The following is a 22801-nucleotide window of genomic DNA, read 5'->3' as shown; positions in this document are numbered from 1 at the left end:
CCTCGGGTGAAAGTCATTTTTGACGAAATCAGGGAGTTCAGATGTCATTTTCGACACGTGTCGACACCTTACGATTAATGGGCCAGCGCCAGATGGCTTAAATCCACCGGCTGGTCGTGTTCCATGGCGTCATACAGACGGTCATAGACGCTGGCAATAATGGCCAGGTAATGTTCCAGCACCTGTTCGCGCGAACGGTTGCTGATCCGGCCGTCAACGGTACCGTCGGATGCCAGCGTTGCCTGAGCAATCAAGCGTTTATCATCACTATTACGCGTTTCGACGTAGTACTCGATGGTGTGGTTGTTGAACCCTTCTGCCAGCGCGACATACACCTGAAAATGTTCAAACAGGACGAAGCACAGCTCTTTGTCCGGCGCGCAGCTCATCGCATGATGCAAACGCGCTTTTGACAGGGTGATGCCCTGAACCAGCGAATTGCAGTACTGGCGCCACTGATCCTGATAGCGGCGGTGACGGTCGGCGATGTAGTCCGCCTTTTCACTTATTTCCCAAATAGTCATCTCGGTCTCCCCGGTTGCATGAGATGCACCGTACAAGCATTTTCCATGCCAAATTTTAATTTATTGATATTTAATGATTTTAATAAAAAAGCCGCCCCGTACTGACATGTCGATGACATCCGTCAGCTGTCGTCATCGACAGTTCATCCGACAGTAGATATGACCTGGCATCGTTATTGCATATATGGCCCATCGCGATACGGAGGCGACCATGCACGAAATCACTCTTAGCCAGCGGGCGCTGGAAATTATTGAACAGCAGGCGCAGCAAGCCGGCGCGCGTCGGGTTACCGGCGTGTGGCTGAAGGTCGGCGCATTTTCCTGCGTGGAAGCCAGCGCATTGACCTTCTGTTTTGAGCTGGTGTGCCGCGGCACGCTGGCGGAAGGCTGCGAACTGCATATTGCCGAACAACAGGCCGAATGCTGGTGCGAATCCTGCCAGCAGTACGTGCAACTCATCTCGCAGCACGTGCGGCGCTGTCCGCAGTGCCACAGCGACACGCTGCAGATTGTGGCGGACGACGGCCTACAGATTCAGCGAATAGAAGTGATCCACCGTTAATTCGGGTTATCTCACGGCGGCCCGCGAGTCAGCCGGCAAAGAGACAACGCGAGGATGACGGGACAGACCTGGAGTAAAACTATGTGTACGACTTGCGGCTGTGGGGAAGGCAACCTTTATATCGAAGGTGATGAGCATAACCCCCACTCGGCGTTTCGCAGCGCCCCCTTCGCGCCAGCCCCGCGCCAGACCATGACGATTACCGGCGTCAAAACCGATAGCTTCTCCCCCACCCGCTCAGCGCACGGCGACCTGCACTACGGCCACGGCGAAGCGGGTACCCATGTGCCGGGTCAAAGCCAGCGCCGGATGCTGGAAGTCGAAATCGACGTGCTGGATAAGAACAATCGTCTGGCGGCCCGCAACCGCGCGCGCTTTGCCGCACGCGGCCAGCTGGTGCTGAACCTGGTCTCCAGCCCGGGATCCGGCAAAACCACGTTACTGAGTGAAACCTTGCTGCGTCTGAAAGGAAAAACCGCGTGCGCGGTCATCGAAGGCGACCAGCAGACGGTCAATGATGCGGCACGCATTCGCGCCACCGGCACGCCGGCCATTCAGGTCAACACCGGGAAGGGCTGCCACCTGGATGCGCAGATGATTGCCGATGCCGCCCCGCGTCTGCCGCTGGTGGATAACGGCATTCTGTTTATTGAAAACGTCGGCAACCTGGTATGTCCGGCGAGCTTCGACCTCGGCGAACGTCACAAGGTGGCGGTGCTGTCGGTCACCGAAGGCGAAGATAAGCCGCTGAAGTATCCACATATGTTCGCCGCCGCCAGCCTGATGGTGCTGAATAAAATCGACCTGCTGCCGTACCTCAACTTTGATGTAGAGAAATGTCTCGCCTGCGCGCGGGAGGTTAATCCCGATATTGAGATCATTATGCTGTCCGCCACCAGCGGCGAAGGCATGGATAAGTGGCTCAGCTGGCTGGAGGCGCAGACATGTGCATAGGCATTCCGGGGCAGATCTGCGCCATTGACGGCAATCTGGCGAAGGTCGAAGTGTGCGGTATCCAGCGCGAAGTCGATCTGACGCTGGTAGGAAGCGTTGATGAACAGGGGCAGCCGCGGCTCGGCCAGTGGGTTCTGGTCCACGTGGGCTTCGCCATGAGCATCATTAATGAAGCGGAGGCCCGCGATACCCTTGAGGCGCTGCAAAATATGTTTGAAGTCGAGCCTGACGTGGGCGCGCTGCTGTACGGTGAGGAGCGATAATGCGTTTTGTTGATGAATATCGCGCGCCGGAGCAGGTGATGCAGCTGGTTGAACATCTTCAGGCGCGCGCGCATCTGCTGCCTCATACCGCCGGGCATCCGCTGCGCATTATGGAAGTGTGCGGCGGCCATACGCACGCCATCTTTAAATTCGGTCTCGACCAGTTGCTGCCGGAGAATATCGAATTTATTCACGGCCCCGGCTGCCCGGTCTGCGTTCTGCCGATGGGGCGAATCGACACCTGTATCGATATCGCCAGTCGCCCGGGGGTGATTTTCTGCACCTTCGGCGACGCCATGCGCGTGCCCGGCAAAAACGGCTCCCTGCTGCAGGCGAAATCCCGCGGCGCCGATGTGCGGATCGTCTATTCACCGATGGATGCGCTGAAGCTGGCGCAGCAGAACCCGCAGCGGGAGGTGGTCTTCTTTGGCCTCGGTTTTGAAACCACCATGCCCGCGACCGCGCTGACGCTGCGTCAGGCCCGCGAGCGCAACGTGGATAACTTCTTCTTTTTTTGCCAGCACATCACCCTGCTCCCGACCCTGCGCAGCCTGCTCGACCAGCCTGATAACAGCATCGATGCCTTTCTTGCCCCGGGCCATGTCAGTATGGTCATCGGCACCGAGGCCTACGGGTTTATCGCCAGCGACTACCGGCGTCCTTTAGTGGTGGCTGGTTTCGAACCTCTTGATCTACTGCAAGGCGCGGTGATGCTGGTTGAGCAGACAATAGCGCAGCGCAGCCAGGTCGAAAACCAGTACCGCCGCGTGGTACCTGATGAAGGCAACCCGCTGGCGCAAGCGGCGATTGCCGACGTTTTCTGCCTGTCGGGCGATAGCGAATGGCGCGGGCTGGGGGTCATCAACAACTCCGGCGTACGCCTGACGCCCGCCTATCAGCGCTTTGACGCTGAAGCCCATTTTCAGCCGGCGCCGCAGCGCGTCTGCGACGATCCGCGCGCCCGCTGTGGCGATGTGCTGACCGGCCGCTGTAAGCCGCATCAGTGTCCGCTGTTCGGGCAAGTCTGTAACCCGCAAAGCGCGTTTGGCGCGCTGATGGTCTCATCAGAGGGCGCATGCGCCGCCTGGTATCAATATCGCAGTCAGGAAAATGAAGCATGAAAAGCGTCCAGTTAGCTCACGGTAGCGGGGGACAGGCGATGCAACAGCTGATCGCCTCCCTGTTTATGCAGGCTTTCGCCAACCCGTGGCTGGCGGAGCAGGAAGATCAGGCGCGTCTCGATCTGGCGCAGCTTACCGCTCAGGGCGATCGTCTCGCCTTCTCCACCGACAGCTACGTTATCGATCCGCTGTTTTTCCCCGGTGGCGACATCGGCAAGCTGGCAGTATGCGGCACCGCCAACGATGTGGCGGTCAGCGGCGCCCTGCCGCGCTATCTCTCCTGCGGGTTTATTCTCGAAGAGGGGCTGGAGATGGCCACCCTGGAACGCGTGGTTAATAGCATGGCCCGTACCGCGCAGGCCGCTGAGATTGCCATCGTCACCGGCGATACCAAAGTCGTCCCGCGCGGCGCGGCGGATAAACTGTTTATCAATACCGCCGGGATCGGCGCCATTCCGGCGGATATTCGCTGGGGGGCGCAACAGATCGCTCCCGGCGACGTGCTGCTGGTCAGCGGCACGCTGGGCGACCACGGCGCGACCATTCTCAACCTCCGCGAACAGCTGGGGCTGGACGGCGCGCTGGCCAGCGACTGTGCGGTGCTGACGCCGCTTATTCAGACGCTGCGCGCCCTTCCCGGCATCAAAGCGCTGCGCGATGCGACCCGCGGCGGAGTAAACGCGGTAGCTCATGAGTTCGCCGCCGCCAGCGGCTGCGGCATTGAGCTACATGAACAGAAGTTGCCGGTGAACGAGACCGTGCGCGGGGTGTGCGAACTGTTAGGCCTGGATGCGCTTAACTTCGCCAATGAAGGCAAACTGGTGATTGCCGTCGCCCGGGAAGCGGCTGAGGCCGCGCTGGCGCAGCTTCAAAGCCACCCGCTTGGCCGCCACGCCGCGATTATCGGCGACGTGGTTGAGCGTACCGGCGTGCGCACGATCGGCCTGTATGGCGTGAAGCGGACGCTGGACCTTCCCCATGCCGAGCCGCTGCCGCGAATTTGTTAACGGAAGTCGGGTCCCCGGGTTGCGGCTAACGTCTTATCCGGGCTACCGACTACGCACGGACCTGTAGCTCGGCCAGGCACAACGCGAGCCGGGAAAAGTCAGCACCATTATCCGGCCCAAATCCGCGGACAACCACGGAAGAGCTGGCGGCGGCAACAACCGCTTTATTAACATACTATTATTTGTGTCACCACTTTCTTACGTGCCGCTTTGCGGGTACGTTTTGGACTTCAGTAATGTCGTATACACCATTGGGCGATTTCGGGCAGCAAGGGCTGTTCGATATCACCCGTATTTTATTACAGCAGCCTGACCTGGCGGCGCTGAGTGAAACGCTAACCCGTCTGGTTCAGCAATCTGCGCTGGCGGATCGTGCGGCGATTATTCTGTGGAACGCCGGGAACCATCGTGCGGCAAGGTATGGCTGTGACGAAGCGGGCCTGCCGGTCAGCTATGAAGATGAGACCGTACTGGCACACGGGCCGGTGCGTCGCCTGCTGTCGCGTCCCGATGCGCTGCACTGCGACAAGGCGACCTTCGTCGAGGCCTGGCCTCAGCTGGCCAGCAGCGGACTCTATCCAGCGTTTGGCTATTACGGCCTGCTGCCGCTGGCTGCGGAAGGCCGCATCTTTGGCGGCTGCGAGTTTATCCGCCACGACGCCAGACCGTGGACCGAGAAAGAGTTCCAGCGGCTGCATACCTTTACCCAGCTGGTTGCGGTGGTGACCGAACAGATCCAGAGTCGGGTCAGCAACAACGTCGATTACGATCTGTTGTGCCACGAGCGCGACAACTTTCGCATTCTGGTTGCTATCACTAACGCCGTGCTCTCCCGGCTGGATATCGATGAGCTGGTCAGCGAAGTCGCCAAAGAGATTCACCACTATTTTCGTATCGACGCTATCAGCGTGGTGCTACGCAGCAACCGCAAAGGCAAACTGAATATCTACTCGACCCATTATCTCGACGCCAGCCATCCGGTTCACGATCAGAGCGAGGTGAATGAAGCCGGTACGCTGACCGAACGGGTGTTTAAAAGCAAAGAGATGCTGCTGCTCAATTTACACGAGCACGACTCGCTGGCCCCGTACGAGAAAATGCTTTTTGAGATGTGGGGCAACCAGATCCAAACGCTGTGCCTGCTGCCGCTGATGTCCGGCGATACGCTGCTGGGCGTGCTGAAACTGGCGCAGTGCGATGAGAAGGTGTTCACCACCACCAACCTCAAGCTGCTGCGGCAAATTGCCGAGCGGGTGTCGATCGCCGTTGATAATGCTCTCGCCTACCGCGAAATTCAGCGGCTAAAAGAGCGGCTGGTGGATGAAAATCTGGCGCTCACCGAACAGCTGAATAATGTCGAGAGCGAGTTTGGTGAAATTATTGGCCGCAGCGAAGCCATGCACAGCGTACTCAAACAGGTCGAGATGGTCGCCCAGAGCGACAGTACCGTCCTGATCCTCGGCGAAACCGGTACCGGCAAAGAGCTGATTGCCCGCGCCATTCATAATCTCAGCGGTCGTAACGCGCGACGAATGGTGAAGATGAACTGTGCCGCGATGCCCGCCGGGCTGCTGGAAAGCGATCTCTTCGGCCATGAGCGCGGCGCGTTTACCGGAGCCAGCGCCCAGCGCATCGGCCGTTTCGAACTGGCGGATAAAAGCTCATTATTCCTTGATGAAGTGGGCGACATGCCGCTGGAGCTTCAGCCGAAGCTGCTGCGGGTTCTGCAGGAGCAGGAGTTTGAACGTCTCGGCAGCAACAAGCTGATCCGCACCGACGTCCGGCTGATCGCCGCCACCAACCGCGATCTCCGGCAGATGGTCGCCGATCGTGAATTCCGCAGCGATCTCTACTATCGCCTGAACGTCTTTCCGATCCATCTGCCGCCGCTGCGCGAACGTCCGGAAGATATCCCGCTGCTGGTCAAGGCGTTTACCTTTAAAATCGCCCGCCGCCTCGGGCGTAATATCGACAGCATTCCGGCAGAAACCCTGCGTACGCTGAGCCACATGGAGTGGCCGGGTAACGTTCGTGAGCTGGAAAACGTGATTGAACGCGCGGTGCTGTTAACCCGCGGTAGCGTGCTGCAGCTGTCGCTGCCGGAGATGAATATCGATGCGGAGACGATGACGGCCGAGGTGCTTCCGCAAGAGGGCGAGGATGAATATCAGCTGATCGTCCGCGTGCTGAAAGAGAGCAACGGGGTGGTTGCCGGGCCGAAAGGGGCGGCGCAGCGGCTGGGATTAAAGCGTACGACGCTGCTATCCCGCATGAAACGCCTGGGTATTAACAAAGATGAGCTAGTATAAGTCCTGTACTCACTTAATCAGCCACACAAGGAGATTTTATGGCGGTATCAGCACGTAACCAGCTGACCGGCACGGTCAGCGCAGTTGCCGCCGGCGCGGTCAACGATGAAGTAGAATTGACCCTCGCCGGTGGCGCAAAACTGGTGGCGATCGTCACCCATAGCAGCAAGGAGGCGCTGGGTCTGGCTGCCGGTAAAGAAGCCATCGCGCTGATTAAAGCGCCGTGGGTCACCCTGGCCACCGAGGATTGCGGCCTGAAGTTCTCCGCGCGCAATCAGTTTGCCGGGAGCGTCACCCGCATCACTGAAGGGGCGGTCAACGCGACGGTACACATCAAAACCGACGCGGGCTTCGAGATCATCGCCGTCGTCACCAATGAAAGTCAGGAAGAGATGAAACTGGTCGACGGCAGCCGGGTGATTGCGCTGATCAAAGCCTCTGCCATTCTCCTCGCCACCCGCGCGTAATCCGGACTCAAACGCCGTTTCACACGAAACGGCGTTCTTCGAAGTACCTGGCCATTTTCCCCGCGACAGACCGGTTTGCACGGCTTACCTCCCAGAATTTAAATAATAATCATTTTCATTTATAAATAGCCTGTGCTATATAACATAGCAATGGCTATAACAGATGATTAATTAACCACATTGATGTGAGGGATCCTATGCTGCACCTGCCGCCTCTGAAGCACCTGATCTTTACCGCTCTGCTCGGCCTGCTGGCGATCGCCCCGGCTCAGGCCAGCGAAAAATTCAAAGTGATCACCACCTTTACGGTGATTGCCGATATGGCGCAAAACGTCGCCGGGGAGGCGGCCCAGGTCAGCTCGATTACCAAACCCGGCGCCGAGATCCACGAATACCAGCCGACGCCTGGCGATATTAAACGCGCCCAGGGGGCACAGCTGATCCTCACTAACGGCCTGAATCTCGAACTGTGGTTTGCCCGCTTTTATCAGCACCTGAAAGGGGTCCCGGAAGTGGTCGTCAGCGAGGGCATTCAGCCAATGGGGATCAGCGAAGGTCCCTATAACGGTAAGCCCAATCCCCATGCGTGGATGTCGGCGGATAATGCGCTGATCTACGTCGATAACATCCGTGATGCGCTGATCAAATACGACCCTGCGAATGCGCAGACCTATCGTCAGAATGCCGCCCTCTATAAAGAGAAAATCCGCCAGACTATGGCGCCGCTGAAGGCGGAGCTGGCGAAACTGCCGGCAGAGAAGCGTTGGCTGGTCACCAGCGAAGGCGCGTTCTCCTATCTGGCCCGCGACAACGGGCTGAAAGAGCGCTACCTGTGGCCAATCAATGCCGACCAGCAGGGCACGCCGCAGCAGGTGCGTAAAACCATTGATATCATGAAAAAAGAGCATATCCCGACCATCTTTAGCGAAAGCACCATTTCAGATAAACCGGCGCGCCAGGTAGCGCGGGAAGCCGGCGCCCACTATGGCGGCGTACTTTATGTAGACTCCCTGAGCACCGCTGATGGCCCGGTTCCCACCTACCTGGATCTGCTGCGCGTCACGACGCAAACCATCGTCCAGGGCATCAACGATGGGATGAGGAAGCAGCCATGAACGCCGATATGCCTGGTCTCGCGGTCAACCGGGTCAGCGTAACCTATCGCAACGGCCACACCGCGCTGCGCGATGCCACCTTCAGCGTACCGCGCGGCTCAATTGCCGCGCTGGTGGGCATCAACGGTTCGGGAAAATCGACGCTGTTTAAAGCGCTGATGGGCTTTGTTCGTCTGTCCCATGGCGAGATTGCCATACTTGGCCAGCCGGTTCATCGCGCGCTGCGCCAGAACCTGGTGGCCTATGTCCCGCAATCAGAGGACGTTGACTGGACCTTCCCGGTGCTGGTGGAGGATGTCGTCATGATGGGCCGCTACGGGCATATGGGCTGGCTGCGACGGGCCAAAGCCCATGACCGGGAAGTGGTTGATGCGGCGCTGGCCCGCGTCGGGATGAGCGACTATCGCCACCGGCAAATCGGCGAGCTGTCCGGCGGGCAGAAAAAACGGGTGTTCCTTGCCCGCGCTATCGCCCAGCAGGGCAAGGTCATTCTGCTGGATGAGCCGTTTACCGGCGTTGACGTCCAGACCGAAACCCAGATCATCACCCTGCTGCGCGAACTGCGCGACGACGGCTGTACTCTGCTGGTTTCGACCCACAATCTCGGTTCGGTCAGCGAGTTTTGCGATTACACGGTGATGGTCAAAGGTACCGTGCTGGCCAGTGGACCGACGGAAACGACCTTTACCGCCGCCAATCTCGAACTCGCTTTCAGCGGCGCGCTGCGCCACGTGGTGCTCAGCGGCGGAGAAGAGCAGATTATCACCGACGATGAACGGCCGTTTATCAGCCGCCGGACGGCGGGAGGTGAAGGATGAGCTGGCTAATCGAGCCGTTCGGCTATCAGTATATGCTGAATGCGATGTGGGTATCGGCGCTGGTGGGCGGCGTGTGCGCCTTTCTCTCCTGCTACCTGATGCTGAAAGGCTGGTCGCTGATTGGCGATGCCCTCTCCCACTCCATCGTACCGGGCGTGGCGGGAGCGTATATGCTCGGCCTGCCCTTCGCCGTCGGCGCTTTTCTCTCCGGAGGACTGGCGGCGGGCAGCATGCTGTTTCTCAACCAGCGTTCGAAGCTCAAAGAGGATGCCATTATCGGTCTGATTTTTTCGTCGTTCTTCGGTATCGGGCTGTTTATGGTGTCACTCAACCCAACTTCGGTGAATATCCAGACCATTATTCTCGGCAATATCCTGGCGATCGCTCCGGAAGATATTATTCAGCTGGCGGCCATCGGCTCGATTTCAATGGCAATTCTGCTGCTGAAATGGAAAGACCTGATGGTCACCTTTTTCGATGAGAGCCACGCCCGTTCCATTGGCCTGAACACCACCGGGCTCAAGCTGCTGTTCTTCACCCTGCTGGCCGCCTGTACCGTGGCGGCATTGCAAACCGTGGGCGCCTTTCTGGTTATTTGCCTGGTGGTCACTCCGGGAGCGACCGCCTGGCTGCTGACCGACCGCTTTCCACGGCTGCTGGCGATTGCCGTCGCTATTGGCAGCCTGACCAGTTTTTTCGGCGCCTGGCTGAGCTACTATCTGGATGGCGCAACCGGCGGCATTATCGTCGTGGCTCAGACTTTGCTCTTCCTGCTGACCTTTGTCTTTGCCCCTAAACACGGCCTGCTGGCCAACCGCCGTCGCGCCAGGGAGGGCTCATGCTGCTGACCACGCTCCTCGAACCGTTCCAGTTTTCGTTTATGGTCAACGCCATGCTGGTGGCCACCATCGTCGCCATTCCCTGTGCGCTGCTGTCGGTTTTTCTGGTGCTGAAAGGCTGGGCGTTGATGGGGGATGCCATGAGCCATGCGGTCTTTCCCGGCGTGGTGGTGGCCTATATCGCCGGGATCCCGTTTGCCATTGGCGCCTTTGTTGCCGGGCTATTCTGCGCCATCGCGACCGGCTATCTCGACGATAACAGTCGCATCAAGCGCGATACCATTATGGGCATTGTCTTTTCCGGGATGTTTGGCGCCGGGCTGGTACTGTATGTCGCCATTCAGTCCGAAGTCCATCTCGACCATATTCTGTTTGGCGACATGCTGGGGATTTCCGCCAGCGATATTGGGCAAACATCGGCGATTGCACTAGTAATTGCGCTGATTATCGGACTAAAGTGGCGCGACTTTCTGCTTCACGCCTTCGATCCGCATCAGGCTAAAGCCAGCGGATTACGCTGCGGCCTGCTGCACTACGGATTGCTGTGCATGATTGCCCTGACTATCGTGGCGACGCTCAAAGCGGTGGGGATTATTTTGTCAATCTCGCTGCTGATTGCCCCCGGAGCCATTGCTCTGCTGCTGACCCGGCGTTTTATCAGCGCGCTGCTGCTGGCGGTGGGGATTGCGCTGAGCTGTTCGTTGGGCGGCGTGTGGCTCTCGTTTTACCTTGATAGCGCACCGGCGCCGACCATCGTGGTGTTGTTTACCGCGCTGTTTATTATCACCTTTGTCTGGACGTCGGTTCGCGACAATCAAACTCAGGCGATGTCCGCAGAGGCTCCGGAGCGCCGCTGACGCCTTACCCGGGCGACGACAGACCGCACGCGTTGAAGCCCGCCTGAGCGCAGCGCTAGCCGGGGAAATCACCGCGACTTTTTAGGCCGGTATTTTTCCGGAAGCGCTGGCACGGGACGCCGGTCATCAATCAGGTGACGAATCGTCAGAATCGGGTGGCGCCAGAGCATTCGCGGCCCCGCCCAGCGCATGATTTGCTTCATTTCTTCGCGTTTTGCCGGCTGGTAGCAGTGAACCGGGCACTGCTTACAGGCCGGCTTCTCTTCGCCAAACACGCATTTATCCAGCCGCTTATCGGCATAGGCGTTTAGCGCCTGGTAATGTTCCACGTCGGCCTGCGCGTCCGGGCAGCGGCGCTGATAGAGCGAAATCATGCTGCGGATAGTCTTTTTTTCCCGGTCGATGCGTTGACCCGCCATTGCGTTTCTCCATCAATAAAGATGCAAAAATAATACACCTTTATAGCCTCTGGCGCAGCCGTTTTCCCCTATCGCTTACGCCGGATCGGCGGACTTATCGAGGTGACCCAGCGACTTCTCCGGGAAGCAGACATCCCGTACCCGACGCTTGAGTTCAGCCGCATCCGGGAAACCCTCATCCTGCTTGCGGTCCCAGATTTGTACGTCGTCAACGGTAATGGTGAAGATACCGCCGGTGCCCGGAACCAGCGTGACCGAGCCGATATCGGTACTGAACGTATGCAGCAGCTCCTGAGCCATCCAGCTGGCGCGTAGCATCCAGTTGCATTGAGAGCAGTAGTTGATCGTAATCGCGGCTTTGTGACTCATGATTTTCTCGCTGTATCTAAAAGGACTGATTGTAAACAAATTGCAGATTAAATGAGGAATACATGATTATTTTGTTGCAAACGATAATACCTATCATTACCATTCGCAATCAATAATCATGGAGAAACAGAGTCCGCTAACGGAAGCAACGGGACTCACCTGCAAATCTGGAAGTAACGCGTGAGCCGATACTAATAATTATCAAGGCGTGGCTACTATGTATAAATCCACTCAATCACCGGCCTGGTTTAAGAAAAGCCTGCTGGTGACTTCGTTGCTTGCAGCAATCTATCAGACGACCGCCGGGGCAGCTGATACCACCGCACACACCACCACCAGCGACACATCATCGGATAGCTCCGAGCAGATGACCGTTACCGCACCCGCTCCCCTGCTCAAAGCCGGTAGCGAACATTCGGTCAGCGCGCAGGAGCTCCAGGACAAAGGGGCCAAAGATTTTGGTTCCGTCATGCGTTACGAACCGTTAATCAGCGCGACCGGCGCCAGCGGCGGCTCGGGTAATGGCAAAAGCGGCTTCGACCGCGGCGGCTATACCGGTTATAACATTCGCGGGCTGGAAAGCAACCGCGTCGGGATTGATGTCGACGGCATCGCGCAGCCGGATGCGACCGGACGCGGCTACGTCGGCCGTGCCGGCCTGAATACGTTTGGCATCGGTCGCGATTACATCGACCCGTATATGTATGGCAGCATCGATATTCAGTCCGGCGCCACCTCGACTGAAACCGCCAACACCTCTATCGGCGGCAACGTCTCCTTCCAGCCGAAATCTGCCGATGACTATCTGCGCCCGGGAAAAACCAGCGCCTTCGGCTACCGGAGCGGCTACGACTCTGCCGACCGCAGCTGGCATAACGGCGTGACGGTGGCCGGCGGAGATGAAACCCTACGCGGCATTTTCGTCTACAGTCGCCGCGACGGCCAGGAAACGGCAAATAACAGCGATAAGATTGACGCCTATCCGGCCAACTGGCACTCCGATGCGTTTCTGGCCTCCGGCATCTGGCAGCCCAATGATGAACACAAGCTGACCAGCACGCTCGACTACTACCATAAAACCAACCACACCCACTTTGACAGCTGGGATAGCAGCGGCAACAGCATCATTGGCGATGCCAATCAGACCAGCCAGACTCGTCGCTGGGGCATCAGCCTGAAAGACGACTGGACGCCAATGAATGACTATCTCGACAGTATGTCGACCAAAGTCTACTACCAGCACACCGAGGCCCATGACTGGACGTGGATGCCGGACAGCACCACCAGATCGATGGAAACGGTCAACTCCAACTACGATACCGACACCTGGGGTATTCAGACCGCGCTGGCGAAATCCATTGGCCGCCACGACCTGAGCGCCGGGCTCAACGCCAGCACCACCAAAACCCAGCGCCCGTTCAGCCAGTCGCCGGTCCCGAGCATCTACAGCGAAATCATGCAGCCGGAAGCCGACAGCCGGGGCTACACTCTTGGCGGCTTCGTTCAGGATAAGATCAACTTCGATCTCGACAGCCACAACTTTGCGGTGATCCCGGGCGTGCGCGTGGTGCATCAATCCACCAAACCGGAGAATCTCGGCGATCTGACCACCAACAGCAGCGTGCTGACGGAGTCCTCCGTCACCAGCCTGTACGGTAAAAATTCCGATACTCAGGTGCTGCCGTCCCTGACGTTCCAGTACGATATCACTCCGCGTACCATGACCTACCTGCAGTATAAACGCGGCGCCGAGTTCCCTAACGCCAGCCAGCTTTACGGCTCCTGGAACCTCGGATCCAGCTACGCCGGACGAGCGCAGTATGCGCTGATTGGTAACACCGATCTGAACACGGAAACCAGCGACAACTTCGAATGGGGCTTAAAAGGCGAAGTGGTCGAAGGGATCACGATGCGCACCGCCCTGTTCTATAACAACTACAAGAACTTCATCGCCTATAGCCGCTACACCCGTTCCGGTAACCCCGACCACTTCACCAACGTCCCGTCGAATATCTATACGATTTATCAGGCGGAAAACCGCGATAAAGCCTATATCTACGGCGGCGAAATCAGCGCCAAATTCAACTTTGGTACCTGGTTTGAAGAGGTTAACGGCCTGAGCGCGACGCTGGCCTACGGCTATAGTGAAGGGAAATCGAAATCCAGCTATCTCGGCGACAAGTACATCGACCTCGACAGCGTGGCGCCGATGAAAGCGATCGTAGGCGTTGCCTGGGACGATCCGGCGAAACGCTACGGGACCGCGTTGACCGCCACTTTCGTGAAAGGTAAGCAGGCCAGCGCCACCAACCGCGAAAGCTATACCAACACGGGCTCTGCCATTACCGACTCCTCCAGCGAATACATGCGCGTGCCTGGCTACGGCATGCTGGACCTGACGGCCTGGTGGCAGGTCGCGAAAAACGTGCGTCTTAACGGCGGCGTTTACAACATTACCGATCGGCAATACTGGGATTACCTGAGCAGCCGCAATATTGAGACGTCCACGAATCAGGATGCCTACGATAAAGCGCTGGCGACGATGCCGGGCCGGACCTGGCAACTGGGCGTCAACGTCGATTTCTGATAGCCTGGAGAATAATAAACCCCATGGATTTCAACATATCGACGGGCAGCAGCAGCGTGGGTCGCGATACGCAGACTCAGACCGGCTCTGCACCATCCCGTTCGCATCATGCTGAAAGACAGCGGGGATAAACCTGCTCCCCGGCCTCGGCCGGGGATATTCATCGTAGAGAAGGAGATGAATCATGCAACACAACGCAAACGCACTGTGGCAGCGCTATCAGGCCGCCAAAACGCAGGCTTCCGCTAAATATGCCCGCGATATCGCTGCTGAAATGGGCATTAGTGAGGCGGAATTAACCGCCGCTCGCGTTGGCCACGACGCCGTTCGCCTGCAGGACGATATACGGGCAATCATCGCCGGACTGGAAGGCGTCGGCGAGACCAAATGCATCTGCCGGAATGAATATGCGGTGCATGAGCAGGTGGGTCAGTTTACCCACCAGCACTTGAGCGGCCACGCTGGGCTGGTGCTGAACCCGCGCGCACTCGATCTGCGCCTGTTCCTCAGCCAGTGGGCCAGCGCCTTCCACCTGAGTGATAACGGCCGCCAGAGCATTCAGTTCTTCGACCATCACGGTGACGCGCTGTTGAAAGTCTATGCGACAGCGCAAACCGATATGACGGCGTGGGAAGCGCTGATTGTCGGGCAGACCCAGGCCGACCCGGCGCCGCTGGCAATCCGCCCCGTCGATACCCCCCGCTACGCCGCCTCCGCCGACGGTGCGGCGCTGGAAAATGAATGGCGCGCCATGACCGACGTCCATCAGTTCTTCGGGCTATTGCGAAAATATAACCTCTCCCGCCAGCAGGCTTTCCGCCTGGTCAGCGATGATCTGGCCTGCCGCATTGACCACGATGCCCTGCCGCACCTGCTGGAAACCATTCGCGAAGAGGGCAATGAGATCATGATTTTCGTTGGCAACCGCGGCTGCGTGCAAATCTTCACCGGCGCCCTGGAAAAGCTGGCCCCGATGCGCGGCTGGCTCAACATCTTCAATACCACCTTCACCCTGCACCTGCGCGAAGACAGTATTGATGAAATCTGGGTAACGCGTAAGCCGACCTCGGATGGCCATGTCACCAGCGTAGAGCTGTTTGCCCATGACGGTACGCAAATCGCCCAGCTGTACGGCCAGCGTAGCGAAGGGCACCCGGAGCAAGCGACATGGCGTAGCCAGGTTGACCGTCTGACGACGGAAGGACAGAGCGCATGAAACGCTGGCTGATGCTCATTGCCGCTCTTCCACTGTTTGCGCATGCCGCCGCAGAACGCATCATCTCTCTGGGCGGCGATGTCACAGAGATCGTCTATGCCCTGGGAGCACAGCAGCAGCTGGTCGCTAAAGACAGTACCAGCACCTGGCCTGCCGCCGCGCGATCGCTGCCGGACGTCGGCTATATACGCCAGCTGAACGCCGAGGGGATCCTGTCGTTACGCCCGACGATCGTCCTGGCAAGCGCACAGGCCCAGCCTTCGCTGGTCCTGCAAAAGGTTGAGGACAGTCGGGTAAAAGTGGTTAATATCCCGGGCGGTAACGATCTGTCGGCGATTGATAAAAAAATCGTCGCGGTGGCCGACGCGCTGGGTAAGCAGACTGAAGGTGACGCCCTGCGCCACGCCGTCGCCGCACAGATCGCGCAGATCCCCACGCAGCCGCTCGGCAAAAGGGTGCTGTTTATTCTCAGCCACGGCGGAATGAATACGATGGTCGCCGGGCAAAAGACCGCTGCGGATGGTGCTATTCAGGCCGCCGGGCTGCAGAACGCGATGCAGGGATTTGACCATTATCGCAGTATGTCTCAGGAAGGCGTGATCGCCAGCCTGCCGGACCTGGTAGTGATCTCCGCCGACGGGCTTAAAGGCATGGGCGGTGAAGCCGGCTTATGGAAGCTGCCGGGGCTGGCGCAAACGCCGGCCGGTCGCCATAAACAGCTGCTGGTGATTGACGATATGGCCCTGCTCGGCTTTGGACCGCGGACGCCGCAGGCGATTAGCGCGCTGAGAAAAAAAGCGGAGCAGCTCCCCTGATGCGCCCCACTCTCTCTCGCCATCTGTGGTTAATGACGCTGCTGCTGGTGAGCCTGACGCTGTTCGCGACGACCCTCGGCGCGATGCCTCTGCCGCTCGCCAGTCTGTGGCCGCCGGGGGATGAGGTGTTGCGCCATATCTGGCTCACCATTCGTCTGCCGCGCGTCCTGCTGGCGCTGCTGGTCGGCGCCGCGCTGGCGCTCTCCGGCTGCGTCATGCAAGGGCTGTTTCGCAATCCGTTAGCCGATCCCGGCCTGCTGGGGGTCAGCAGCGGTGCAGCGCTGGCGGTGGCCTGCTGGCTGGTTCTGCCGCTGTCCGTTCCGGCGCTGGTGGCGCTGTATGCCCCGATGCTGGCGGCGTTCATCGGGAGTATCGCCGTCATGGTGGTCATTTTTATCCTCAGACAGGCGAGTGAGGGTTCGCTCTCGCGTCTGCTGCTGGTCGGGATCGCCATCAACGCGCTGTGCGGCGCGCTGGTGGGGGGGCTGGCCTGGATAAGTAATGATACCCAGCTGCGCCAGCTGTCGCTGTGGGGAATGGGCAGTCTCGGCCAGGCAGAGTGGTCCACGCTGCTGGTCGCGGCCACCTTAATCTTCCCTGCTTCGCTGGTCATCTGGCTAATGGCCTCCCGCCTCAACCTGCTACAGCTTGGCGATGAAGAAGCCCACTACCTGGGGATTAACGTCCGGGCCGTGCAGCGTCTGCTGTTACTGTGCAGCGCGCTGTTGGTGGCCTCTTCGGTGGCGATCAGCGGAGTGATTGGTTTTATTGGTCTCGTGGTGCCGCACCTGATACGAATGTGGCTGGGGCCGGACCACCGCGCGCTGGTGCCAGGATCGCTGCTGGCCGGGGCGATCTTACTGCTGCTGGCCGATACCCTTGCCCGCACCGTCGCCGCACCGGCCGAAATGCCGGTGGGTCTGCTGACCAGCATGCTCGGCGCGCCGTGGTTTTTGTGGTTAATTTTCCGCCAACAGAGGACGACATATGGATAATCGCGATCGCACCTGGCACGCGACGTCGCTCTCTCTGTTGCTGGGCAAACGCCGGGTCATTGACGATGTGTCGGTCCGGCTATGCGGCGGAGAGATGACCGCGCTGATTGGCCCAAACGGCGCCGGTAAATCAACGCTGCTGCGGCTGTTAACCGGTTTCTTATCCCCGAACAGCGGCGAACGTCATGTGGAAGGACGTGCGCTGGAACACTGGTCGTCGGAAGCGCTCTCCCGCCGCCGGGCGGTGATGTTGCAACGTACGCAGCTCCATGCCGACTGGCCGGTGGAAACGGTCATCGCCATGGGACGCTCTCCATGGGGTAAAAATCCGGACCGGCAGATGATTCAGCAGGTGATGGTGGAAACCGGCTGCGACCACCTCGCGGGCAGGCGCTATCCTTCGCTCTCCGGCGGCGAACAGCAGCGGGTGCAGCTGGCTCGCTGCCTTGCTCAGCTGTGGCATAACGACGCTCCACGGGGCTGGCTGTTTCTCGACGAACCGACCTCGGCGCTGGATCTTTACTATCAACAGCATCTGCTGCGTCTGCTAAAACGGCTGACCCGCAGCGGCCAGCTGCACGTCTGCGTCGTGCTGCACGACCTCAATCTCGCCGCGCTATGGGCAGACCACATTCTGCTTCTCCATCAGGGAAAGCTGGTGGCCGAGGGAACGCCGCAGGAGGTCATTTGCCAGTCGGTTATCAGCCGCTGGTACGGAGCGGAAGTGAGAATGGGTGAGCATCCAGACATCGCCATTCCCCAGGTTTACCTTGCGCCATAATCCCATCGTGAGCCGCGCGGCCGTCCGCGCGCTCCACATCAATTACATCACTTTCTGGCATTGTAAGTGCAATTCACGGCATTACCTGCTGAGCAACCGGCATAGCAACAAGCGATAACCCGCTACCGGAATACAGCCATTACAGCAGCGGGCACTTGTGAGCGAGTTTCGCTATGTTAGCTTTAGGATAATCGCCTGCCGCTATTTTTCCCCGCGCGCCCAGGGGGCGGGTATAAAATTGCCCCGCTGCATTATCGCCTCTCCTTTCTTTCTCTGACTCAGTTAGCTCATAAGTTTTACTCTGATCACATTTCAGACGATTTCTCTTTGCCTGCCACCATGTGTTTCTATAAAAGAAACACAGAGAAATAAAAAACCACTCTGTTGCGAAAACAGGCCGTGAGAACAAAAATAAAGAGAACATTGATATGGCAGAACAACCGCTTTCTACAGCAAAGGTAAAAAATACCGGACGCGTCCGATTTCTGGTGCTCGGGCTAGTTTTTATCAACATCATCATTAACTACATGGATCGCACCAATCTTTCCGTTGCTGCCACACAGATGGCGGGAGATTTGCAGTTCACGCCGTTACAAATGGGGCTGGTGTTTTCAGCCTTTGGTTGGATTTATGCCGCACTGCAAATACCCGGCGGATTTGTTATCGACCGCTTCGGCTCGCGTATTGTTTACGGCGTAGGGTTGTTTATCTGGTCGTTAATAACCGCCCTGCACGCGATTGCCAATAGTTTTGGCGGCCTGGTTGGCTTACGCCTGGGCGTCGGCGCATTTGAAGCGCCTGTCATGCCTTCCAATAATCGCGTGATTTCCAGCTGGTTCCCGGAAAACGAACGCGCCAGCGCCATCGGTATTTACTCTTCTGCGCAATTTGTTGGCCTGGCCTGCATGACGCCGCTACTGTTCCATATTCAGGAACTGTATGGCTGGCGCGGTTTATTTCTGATTACCGGCGTCGTCGGAATGGTTTGGGCAGTGGTGTGGTATTACCTGTACCGCGAACCGCTGGAACATAAAAGCGTTTCAAAGGCAGAGCTTGATCATATCCGCCAGGGCGGCGCAATTCTGGAAAGCCGTCAGGAAGCAGCCAAACGCAAGTTTGCATGGAGCGACCTGGCACTGATGTTTCGCAGCCGCAAACTGATTGGCATTTACTTTGGCCAGTTCACTATCTCCGCCACCTTCTGGTTTTTCCTGACCTGGTTCCCGACCTATCTGGTGCAATATCGCCATATGGATTTTATTAAATCTGGCTATATCGCCTCCGTTCCTTATCTGGCTGCCTTCTTCGGGGTATTGCTGGCAGGGTTTGTTTCAGACCGTTTAATCAAACGTGGTGTCAGCGCAAGCTTTGCGCGTAAAGCCCCGGTGATTCTTGGCATGTCTTTAACGCTGTTTATCCTAGGTGCCAATTACACCGACAACCCGACGCTAATCATTCTTTTCATGTCGATCGCCTTCTTTGGTAACGGCCTTGCCACCATCACCTGGGTGTTTGTGACGGCACTCGCACCGCGTCATTTAATTGGTCTGGCAGGTGGCGTGTTTAACTTTACCGGCGCGCTGTCGTCCATCGTGGTGCCCATTGCGATTGGCGCGTTAATCGATGGGCATAACTTTGCCCCTGCGCTGGCATTCATCGCCATTCTGGCAGGGCTTGGGATTTGCTCTTACCTGTTTGTGGTTGGGCGCATCGACCTGGACACGCCACAAGAGGTTAAGCCGCAGGAGTCACGAGTTGGGCGGTGAGTTGATTGAGCTGAGCAAGGCGCGGGGCAACGTGTTTTTCATCGGCGTCCCACATTCCGGCAAAAGCGATGGCAGCGTTATGCGCCCCCAGAGGCTGAGCCATCGAAAGTTCGCCATCGTCATGGCGCCAGACAACGTGGCCAGACTCTCGCTGTTGGGCAAGTTTAGGGGCTATTTCCTGCCAGTGTTCAGGCGAGAAACGCGTTCGCAACGCCTCGTCGGTTTCGCTGGCAAGCAATGCCATTCCGATAACCGATTGCCATGCCGGAAGCGTGTGGAAACCGGCCAGCGCCTGGCTAACCTGGCTGCCCGGTTCAGAGTGATAGATATAGATAACCTGGTCTTCCCACAGCACGCCGAGCGCCACCACGATGTCTTTCGGCGCATGGCGTTCAAGCAAAGGCAAAGCCTGGGAAAACAGTGCAGAACCACGAATCGCCTGTGCTGCCAAAGCGTGAATACCCGGCCCTGGCAAATAGCGGCGGTGTTCATCCTGCTGGGTCAGACCAATCGCAGCCATAGTCATCAACAGGCGATTAACGCGGGTGGCATTAATACCCATCAGGCGCGCCAGCTCCCGGCAACCAATTGCCCGGCCACTGGTGACCAGATACTGCAAACAACGGATACCGTCGATAAGACTTTGATTAGGTTGTGATGACATAACGCGCTTCAAATTAATTTAAGAACCACGATTTTATCGTCAGTTTTACAGGAAACAAACTTTATGCAAATTTTTCAGCAAACCCACGCCCGGGAATTCCCTTCGCAACAATTAAAAACAGACTTGCTGGTCGCCGGCGGCGGTCTTGCCGGGTTATGCGCAGCTCTTGCCGCCGCTCGGGATGGTTTGAAAGTGGTTTTGGTTCAGGACAGGCCGGTTCTGGGGGGCAACGCATCGAGCGAAGTCCGTCTGTGGGCCAACGGGGCTACTTCGCATATGGGGAATAATAATCGCTGGTCGCGCGAAGGCGGCATCATGGGTGAGATCATGGAGGAGAACGTTTATCGGAATAAAGAAGGCAATCCGGTGATGTTTGATCTCGTTTTGTTGGATATGGCCCGCAGTGAACCCCATCTGACGCTGCTATTGAACACCGCGTTATACGAGGTTTCCACCAAAGGTCAACGTATTACCAGCGCCAAAGGGTTCAACGCCATCAACGAAACCTTTTATGACATTGCCGCCAGCCAGTTTTGCGATGCGACCGGCGATGGTGTATTGGGGCATCTAGCCGGAGCTGAATATCGCGTAGGCGCAGAAGACCCGGAAGAGTTTGATGAAAAAATGGCGCCAGGCGATAACTTCGGTCATAAACTTGGGCACTCCATCTATTTTTACACCAAAAAAGGCAGCGCGCCGGTTAACTTCATTCCGCCCTCTTTTGCCCTGAAAGATATCAAAGAAATTCCCCGCTACACACGCCTGACATCAACACTTAACGGTTGTGATTTATGGTGGCTGGAATGGGGAGGTCGCCTTGATACCATCCATGACAGCGAAGAAATTAAGTGGGAACTGTGGAAAATCGTCTGGGGTGTCTGGGATTACATTAAAAACTCGGGGCAATTCCCGGATGCTGAAAACATGACCATCGAGTGGGTCGGCGCGATTCCAGGTAAACGTGAAAGCCGCCGCTTTGTAGGCGACCATATCCTTTGCCAACAAGATATCATTGAACAGCGTGACCACTACGACGCGGTGGGTTACGGCGGTTGGTCAATTGACCTTCATCCGGCTGATGGCGTTTACAGCAAGCACGACGGCTGCCGTCAGTTCCACAGCAAAGGCACCTACACCATTCCCTATCGCAGCCTATACAGCCGTTCTATGGAAAACTTATTCCTGGCCGGGCGTCTGATTTCCGCCTCACACGTCGCTTTTGGCAGTGCTCGCGTGATGTGTACCTGTGGTTTATTAGGCGAAGTGGTTGGCCGGGCGGCGGCGCTGTGCCACCAGCAGCAAATCACCGCATCGCAATTATCAGCACAAAACCGCATCGGTTCACTACAGCGGCATCTACAACAAACCGGTTGTTATATCCCTCGCCAATGGTTGAGCGACCCGGCGTCTGGCGCAAATGTGAACACCAGCAGCGAATGGCAATTAACTGAGCTGCCAGCAAACGGTACATGGAAGGCATTGAATGAGCGCATGGCATTACTTCTGCCGCTTAAAGCCGGTGAAATCTTGCCTGAGTTGAATTTCACCTTACGCGCAGGATCACCACAGCGGCTTAAAATCTGCCTGTCAGGCAGTGAACGCGCGGGTAATTTCACCCCTGATACGCCACTGGACGAGTGTGAAATTTCTGTCTTTGAAGCGGGCGAATACAGCGTGCAGTTCCATTATCAAAGCGCACGCGATGAATATTTGTTTATCGCTTATGAGAGCAATGAACACATCGATATCGCGCTAAGCGACGTGCAGCTTCCGGGAATTATGACGGTATTTAATGGCCTGAACGCCAGGGTTGCGAAGAATACGCGTCAGGTCCCTGATGGTAACTATGGCGTGGATGAGTTTGATTTCTGGTTGCCGCGCCGCCAGCCAAATCAAATTCTTCCAGCACTTCGCCTGGCTTCACCACTGCGTTGCTACGCGCCAGAAAACCTGGTCAACGGCCGTTTGCGCCCGGAGCAGTACACCAATGCATGGGTACCCGCCGCTGACGATAGTTTGCCGACTGTGACCTGGCGTTGGGAACAGCCGCAGACTTTGCACGCGCTAACGCTGGTGTTCGATAACGATTTTGATAATGCCATGGAAACGGTACAGATGGGCCATGCCCTGGCGGTGGCACCGCATTGCGTGACCCATTATCGTTTATGGGTCGATAACACCTTACTGGCAGAAGTGATCGACAACCGCCATTCCGTTTGCGAGCATCGTTTGCCCGAGGCCATCAGTGCACAACAGGTCAAACTGGAGATGGTAAAAACAGCCGGAAGCATTGCCGCCCTCTACGCTTTGAACGTTCGATAAGCGAAAGCCACCACCGTCTTAGCTGCGGTGG

General features: G+C 57.6%; 22 protein-coding genes. 18 read left to right on the top strand and 4 right to left on the bottom strand.

Annotated features, from left to right (window positions below; genetic code table 11):
* Positions 1-74: 74 nt before the first annotated feature.
* Complete coding sequence (gene hycA / locus AC236I_RS05280) at positions 75-524, bottom strand: formate hydrogenlyase regulator HycA (protein WP_004866889.1); 450 nt, start codon at positions 522-524, stop codon at positions 75-77.
* A 211-nt stretch (positions 525-735) separates the two neighbouring features.
* Here hycA and hypA point away from each other — a divergent pair, with 211 nt between their 5' ends.
* The 11 genes from hypA to sitD all read left to right on the top strand — a co-directional run bounded on the left by hypA (position 736) and on the right by sitD (position 10836).
* Complete coding sequence (gene hypA, locus AC236I_RS05275) at positions 736-1086, top strand: hydrogenase maturation nickel metallochaperone HypA (protein WP_004866890.1); 351 nt, start codon at positions 736-738, stop codon at positions 1084-1086.
* Between the two features lie 81 nt (positions 1087-1167).
* Entirely contained in the window at positions 1168-2040 is an 873-nt protein-coding gene (gene hypB, locus AC236I_RS05270; protein WP_162660786.1) for a hydrogenase nickel incorporation protein HypB, read from the top strand.
* Positions 2031-2303 carry a HypC/HybG/HupF family hydrogenase formation chaperone gene (locus tag AC236I_RS05265; protein WP_004866894.1) on the top strand — a complete coding sequence of 91 codons (273 nt, stop codon included), beginning with the start codon at positions 2031-2033 and terminating at the stop codon, positions 2301-2303. Before hypB ends, AC236I_RS05265 begins: the two co-directional genes overlap by 10 nt.
* Positions 2303-3424, top strand: coding sequence for a hydrogenase formation protein HypD (hypD, locus tag AC236I_RS05260; protein WP_004866895.1), 1122 nt, complete (start codon positions 2303-2305; stop codon positions 3422-3424). Before AC236I_RS05265 ends, hypD begins: the two co-directional genes overlap by 1 nt.
* Positions 3421-4431, top strand: a complete 1011-nt coding sequence (hypE, locus tag AC236I_RS05255) for a hydrogenase expression/formation protein HypE (protein WP_004866898.1) — start codon at positions 3421-3423, stop codon at positions 4429-4431. Before hypD ends, hypE begins: the two co-directional genes overlap by 4 nt.
* A gap of 236 nt (positions 4432-4667) precedes the next feature.
* Entirely contained in the window at positions 4668-6740 is a 2073-nt protein-coding gene (gene flhA, locus AC236I_RS05250; protein WP_004866899.1) for a formate hydrogenlyase transcriptional activator FlhA, read from the top strand.
* 38 nt (positions 6741-6778) lie between these two features.
* The gene (locus AC236I_RS05245; protein ID WP_004866901.1) at positions 6779-7207 is read left to right on the top strand and encodes a TOBE domain-containing protein; all 429 of its coding nucleotides are present in this window, start codon (positions 6779-6781) and stop codon (positions 7205-7207) included.
* Between the two features lie 197 nt (positions 7208-7404).
* Positions 7405-8322 carry a metal ABC transporter substrate-binding protein gene (locus AC236I_RS05240; RefSeq protein WP_044347427.1) on the top strand — a complete coding sequence of 306 codons (918 nt, stop codon included), beginning with the start codon at positions 7405-7407 and terminating at the stop codon, positions 8320-8322.
* A complete protein-coding gene (locus AC236I_RS05235) occupies positions 8319-9140 on the top strand; it encodes a manganese/iron ABC transporter ATP-binding protein (RefSeq protein WP_004866905.1) in 822 nt (273 codons plus the stop codon). Before AC236I_RS05240 ends, AC236I_RS05235 begins: the two co-directional genes overlap by 4 nt.
* Entirely contained in the window at positions 9137-9988 is an 852-nt protein-coding gene (gene sitC, locus AC236I_RS05230; protein WP_004866907.1) for an iron/manganese ABC transporter permease subunit SitC, read from the top strand. Before AC236I_RS05235 ends, sitC begins: the two co-directional genes overlap by 4 nt.
* On the top strand, positions 9979-10836 hold the full coding sequence (gene sitD / locus AC236I_RS05225; RefSeq protein ID WP_004866908.1) for an iron/manganese ABC transporter permease subunit SitD: 858 nt from the start codon (positions 9979-9981) through the stop codon (positions 10834-10836). Before sitC ends, sitD begins: the two co-directional genes overlap by 10 nt.
* A 68-nt stretch (positions 10837-10904) precedes the next feature.
* On the opposite strand, the gene AC236I_RS05220 is transcribed toward sitD, so the two are convergent.
* Together AC236I_RS05220 and AC236I_RS05215 are read right to left on the bottom strand one after the other, a co-directional pair.
* Positions 10905-11255 carry a nitrous oxide-stimulated promoter family protein gene (locus AC236I_RS05220; RefSeq protein WP_004866910.1) on the bottom strand — a complete coding sequence of 117 codons (351 nt, stop codon included), beginning with the start codon at positions 11253-11255 and terminating at the stop codon, positions 10905-10907.
* 75 nt (positions 11256-11330) lie between these two features.
* Complete coding sequence (locus AC236I_RS05215) at positions 11331-11624, bottom strand: Rdx family protein (protein ID WP_004866911.1); 294 nt, start codon at positions 11622-11624, stop codon at positions 11331-11333.
* A gap of 217 nt (positions 11625-11841) precedes the next feature.
* On the opposite strand from AC236I_RS05215, the gene AC236I_RS05210 reads away from it, so the two are divergent.
* From AC236I_RS05210 to AC236I_RS05185, 6 genes are all read left to right on the top strand, one after another.
* Positions 11842-14211 carry a TonB-dependent receptor domain-containing protein gene (locus tag AC236I_RS05210; protein ID WP_487608707.1) on the top strand — a complete coding sequence of 790 codons (2370 nt, stop codon included), beginning with the start codon at positions 11842-11844 and terminating at the stop codon, positions 14209-14211.
* 184 nt (positions 14212-14395) lie between these two features.
* Positions 14396-15427 carry a hemin-degrading factor gene (locus AC236I_RS05205; protein WP_004866914.1) on the top strand — a complete coding sequence of 344 codons (1032 nt, stop codon included), beginning with the start codon at positions 14396-14398 and terminating at the stop codon, positions 15425-15427.
* Complete coding sequence (locus AC236I_RS05200) at positions 15424-16242, top strand: heme/hemin ABC transporter substrate-binding protein (RefSeq protein ID WP_088883700.1); 819 nt, start codon at positions 15424-15426, stop codon at positions 16240-16242. The genes AC236I_RS05205 and AC236I_RS05200 overlap by 4 nt, the downstream gene beginning before the upstream one ends.
* The gene (locus AC236I_RS05195; RefSeq protein ID WP_487608706.1) at positions 16242-17237 is read left to right on the top strand and encodes a FecCD family ABC transporter permease; all 996 of its coding nucleotides are present in this window, start codon (positions 16242-16244) and stop codon (positions 17235-17237) included. The genes AC236I_RS05200 and AC236I_RS05195 overlap by 1 nt, the downstream gene beginning before the upstream one ends.
* The gene (locus AC236I_RS05190) at positions 17230-18018 is read left to right on the top strand and encodes a heme ABC transporter ATP-binding protein (RefSeq protein ID WP_316095198.1); all 789 of its coding nucleotides are present in this window, start codon (positions 17230-17232) and stop codon (positions 18016-18018) included. Before AC236I_RS05195 ends, AC236I_RS05190 begins: the two co-directional genes overlap by 8 nt.
* A gap of 428 nt (positions 18019-18446) precedes the next feature.
* Entirely contained in the window at positions 18447-19784 is a 1338-nt protein-coding gene (locus AC236I_RS05185) for an MFS transporter (protein WP_004866921.1), read from the top strand.
* Here the strand turns inward: AC236I_RS05185 and AC236I_RS05180 are convergent.
* Complete coding sequence (locus AC236I_RS05180; protein WP_004866923.1) at positions 19753-20448, bottom strand: IclR family transcriptional regulator; 696 nt, start codon at positions 20446-20448, stop codon at positions 19753-19755. The genes AC236I_RS05185 and AC236I_RS05180 overlap by 32 nt on opposite strands.
* Before the next feature lie 63 nt (positions 20449-20511).
* Here AC236I_RS05180 and AC236I_RS05175 point away from each other — a divergent pair, with 63 nt between their 5' ends.
* The gene (locus tag AC236I_RS05175; protein WP_064367847.1) at positions 20512-22770 is read left to right on the top strand and encodes an FAD-dependent oxidoreductase; all 2259 of its coding nucleotides are present in this window, start codon (positions 20512-20514) and stop codon (positions 22768-22770) included.
* The last annotated feature ends 31 nt before the right edge of the window (positions 22771-22801 follow it).

This window comes from Klebsiella sp. Sb-30 (assembly GCF_057652795.1).
The sequence above is the reverse complement of the archived record's forward strand: the minus strand, read 5'-3'. Positions and strand labels throughout refer to the sequence as shown.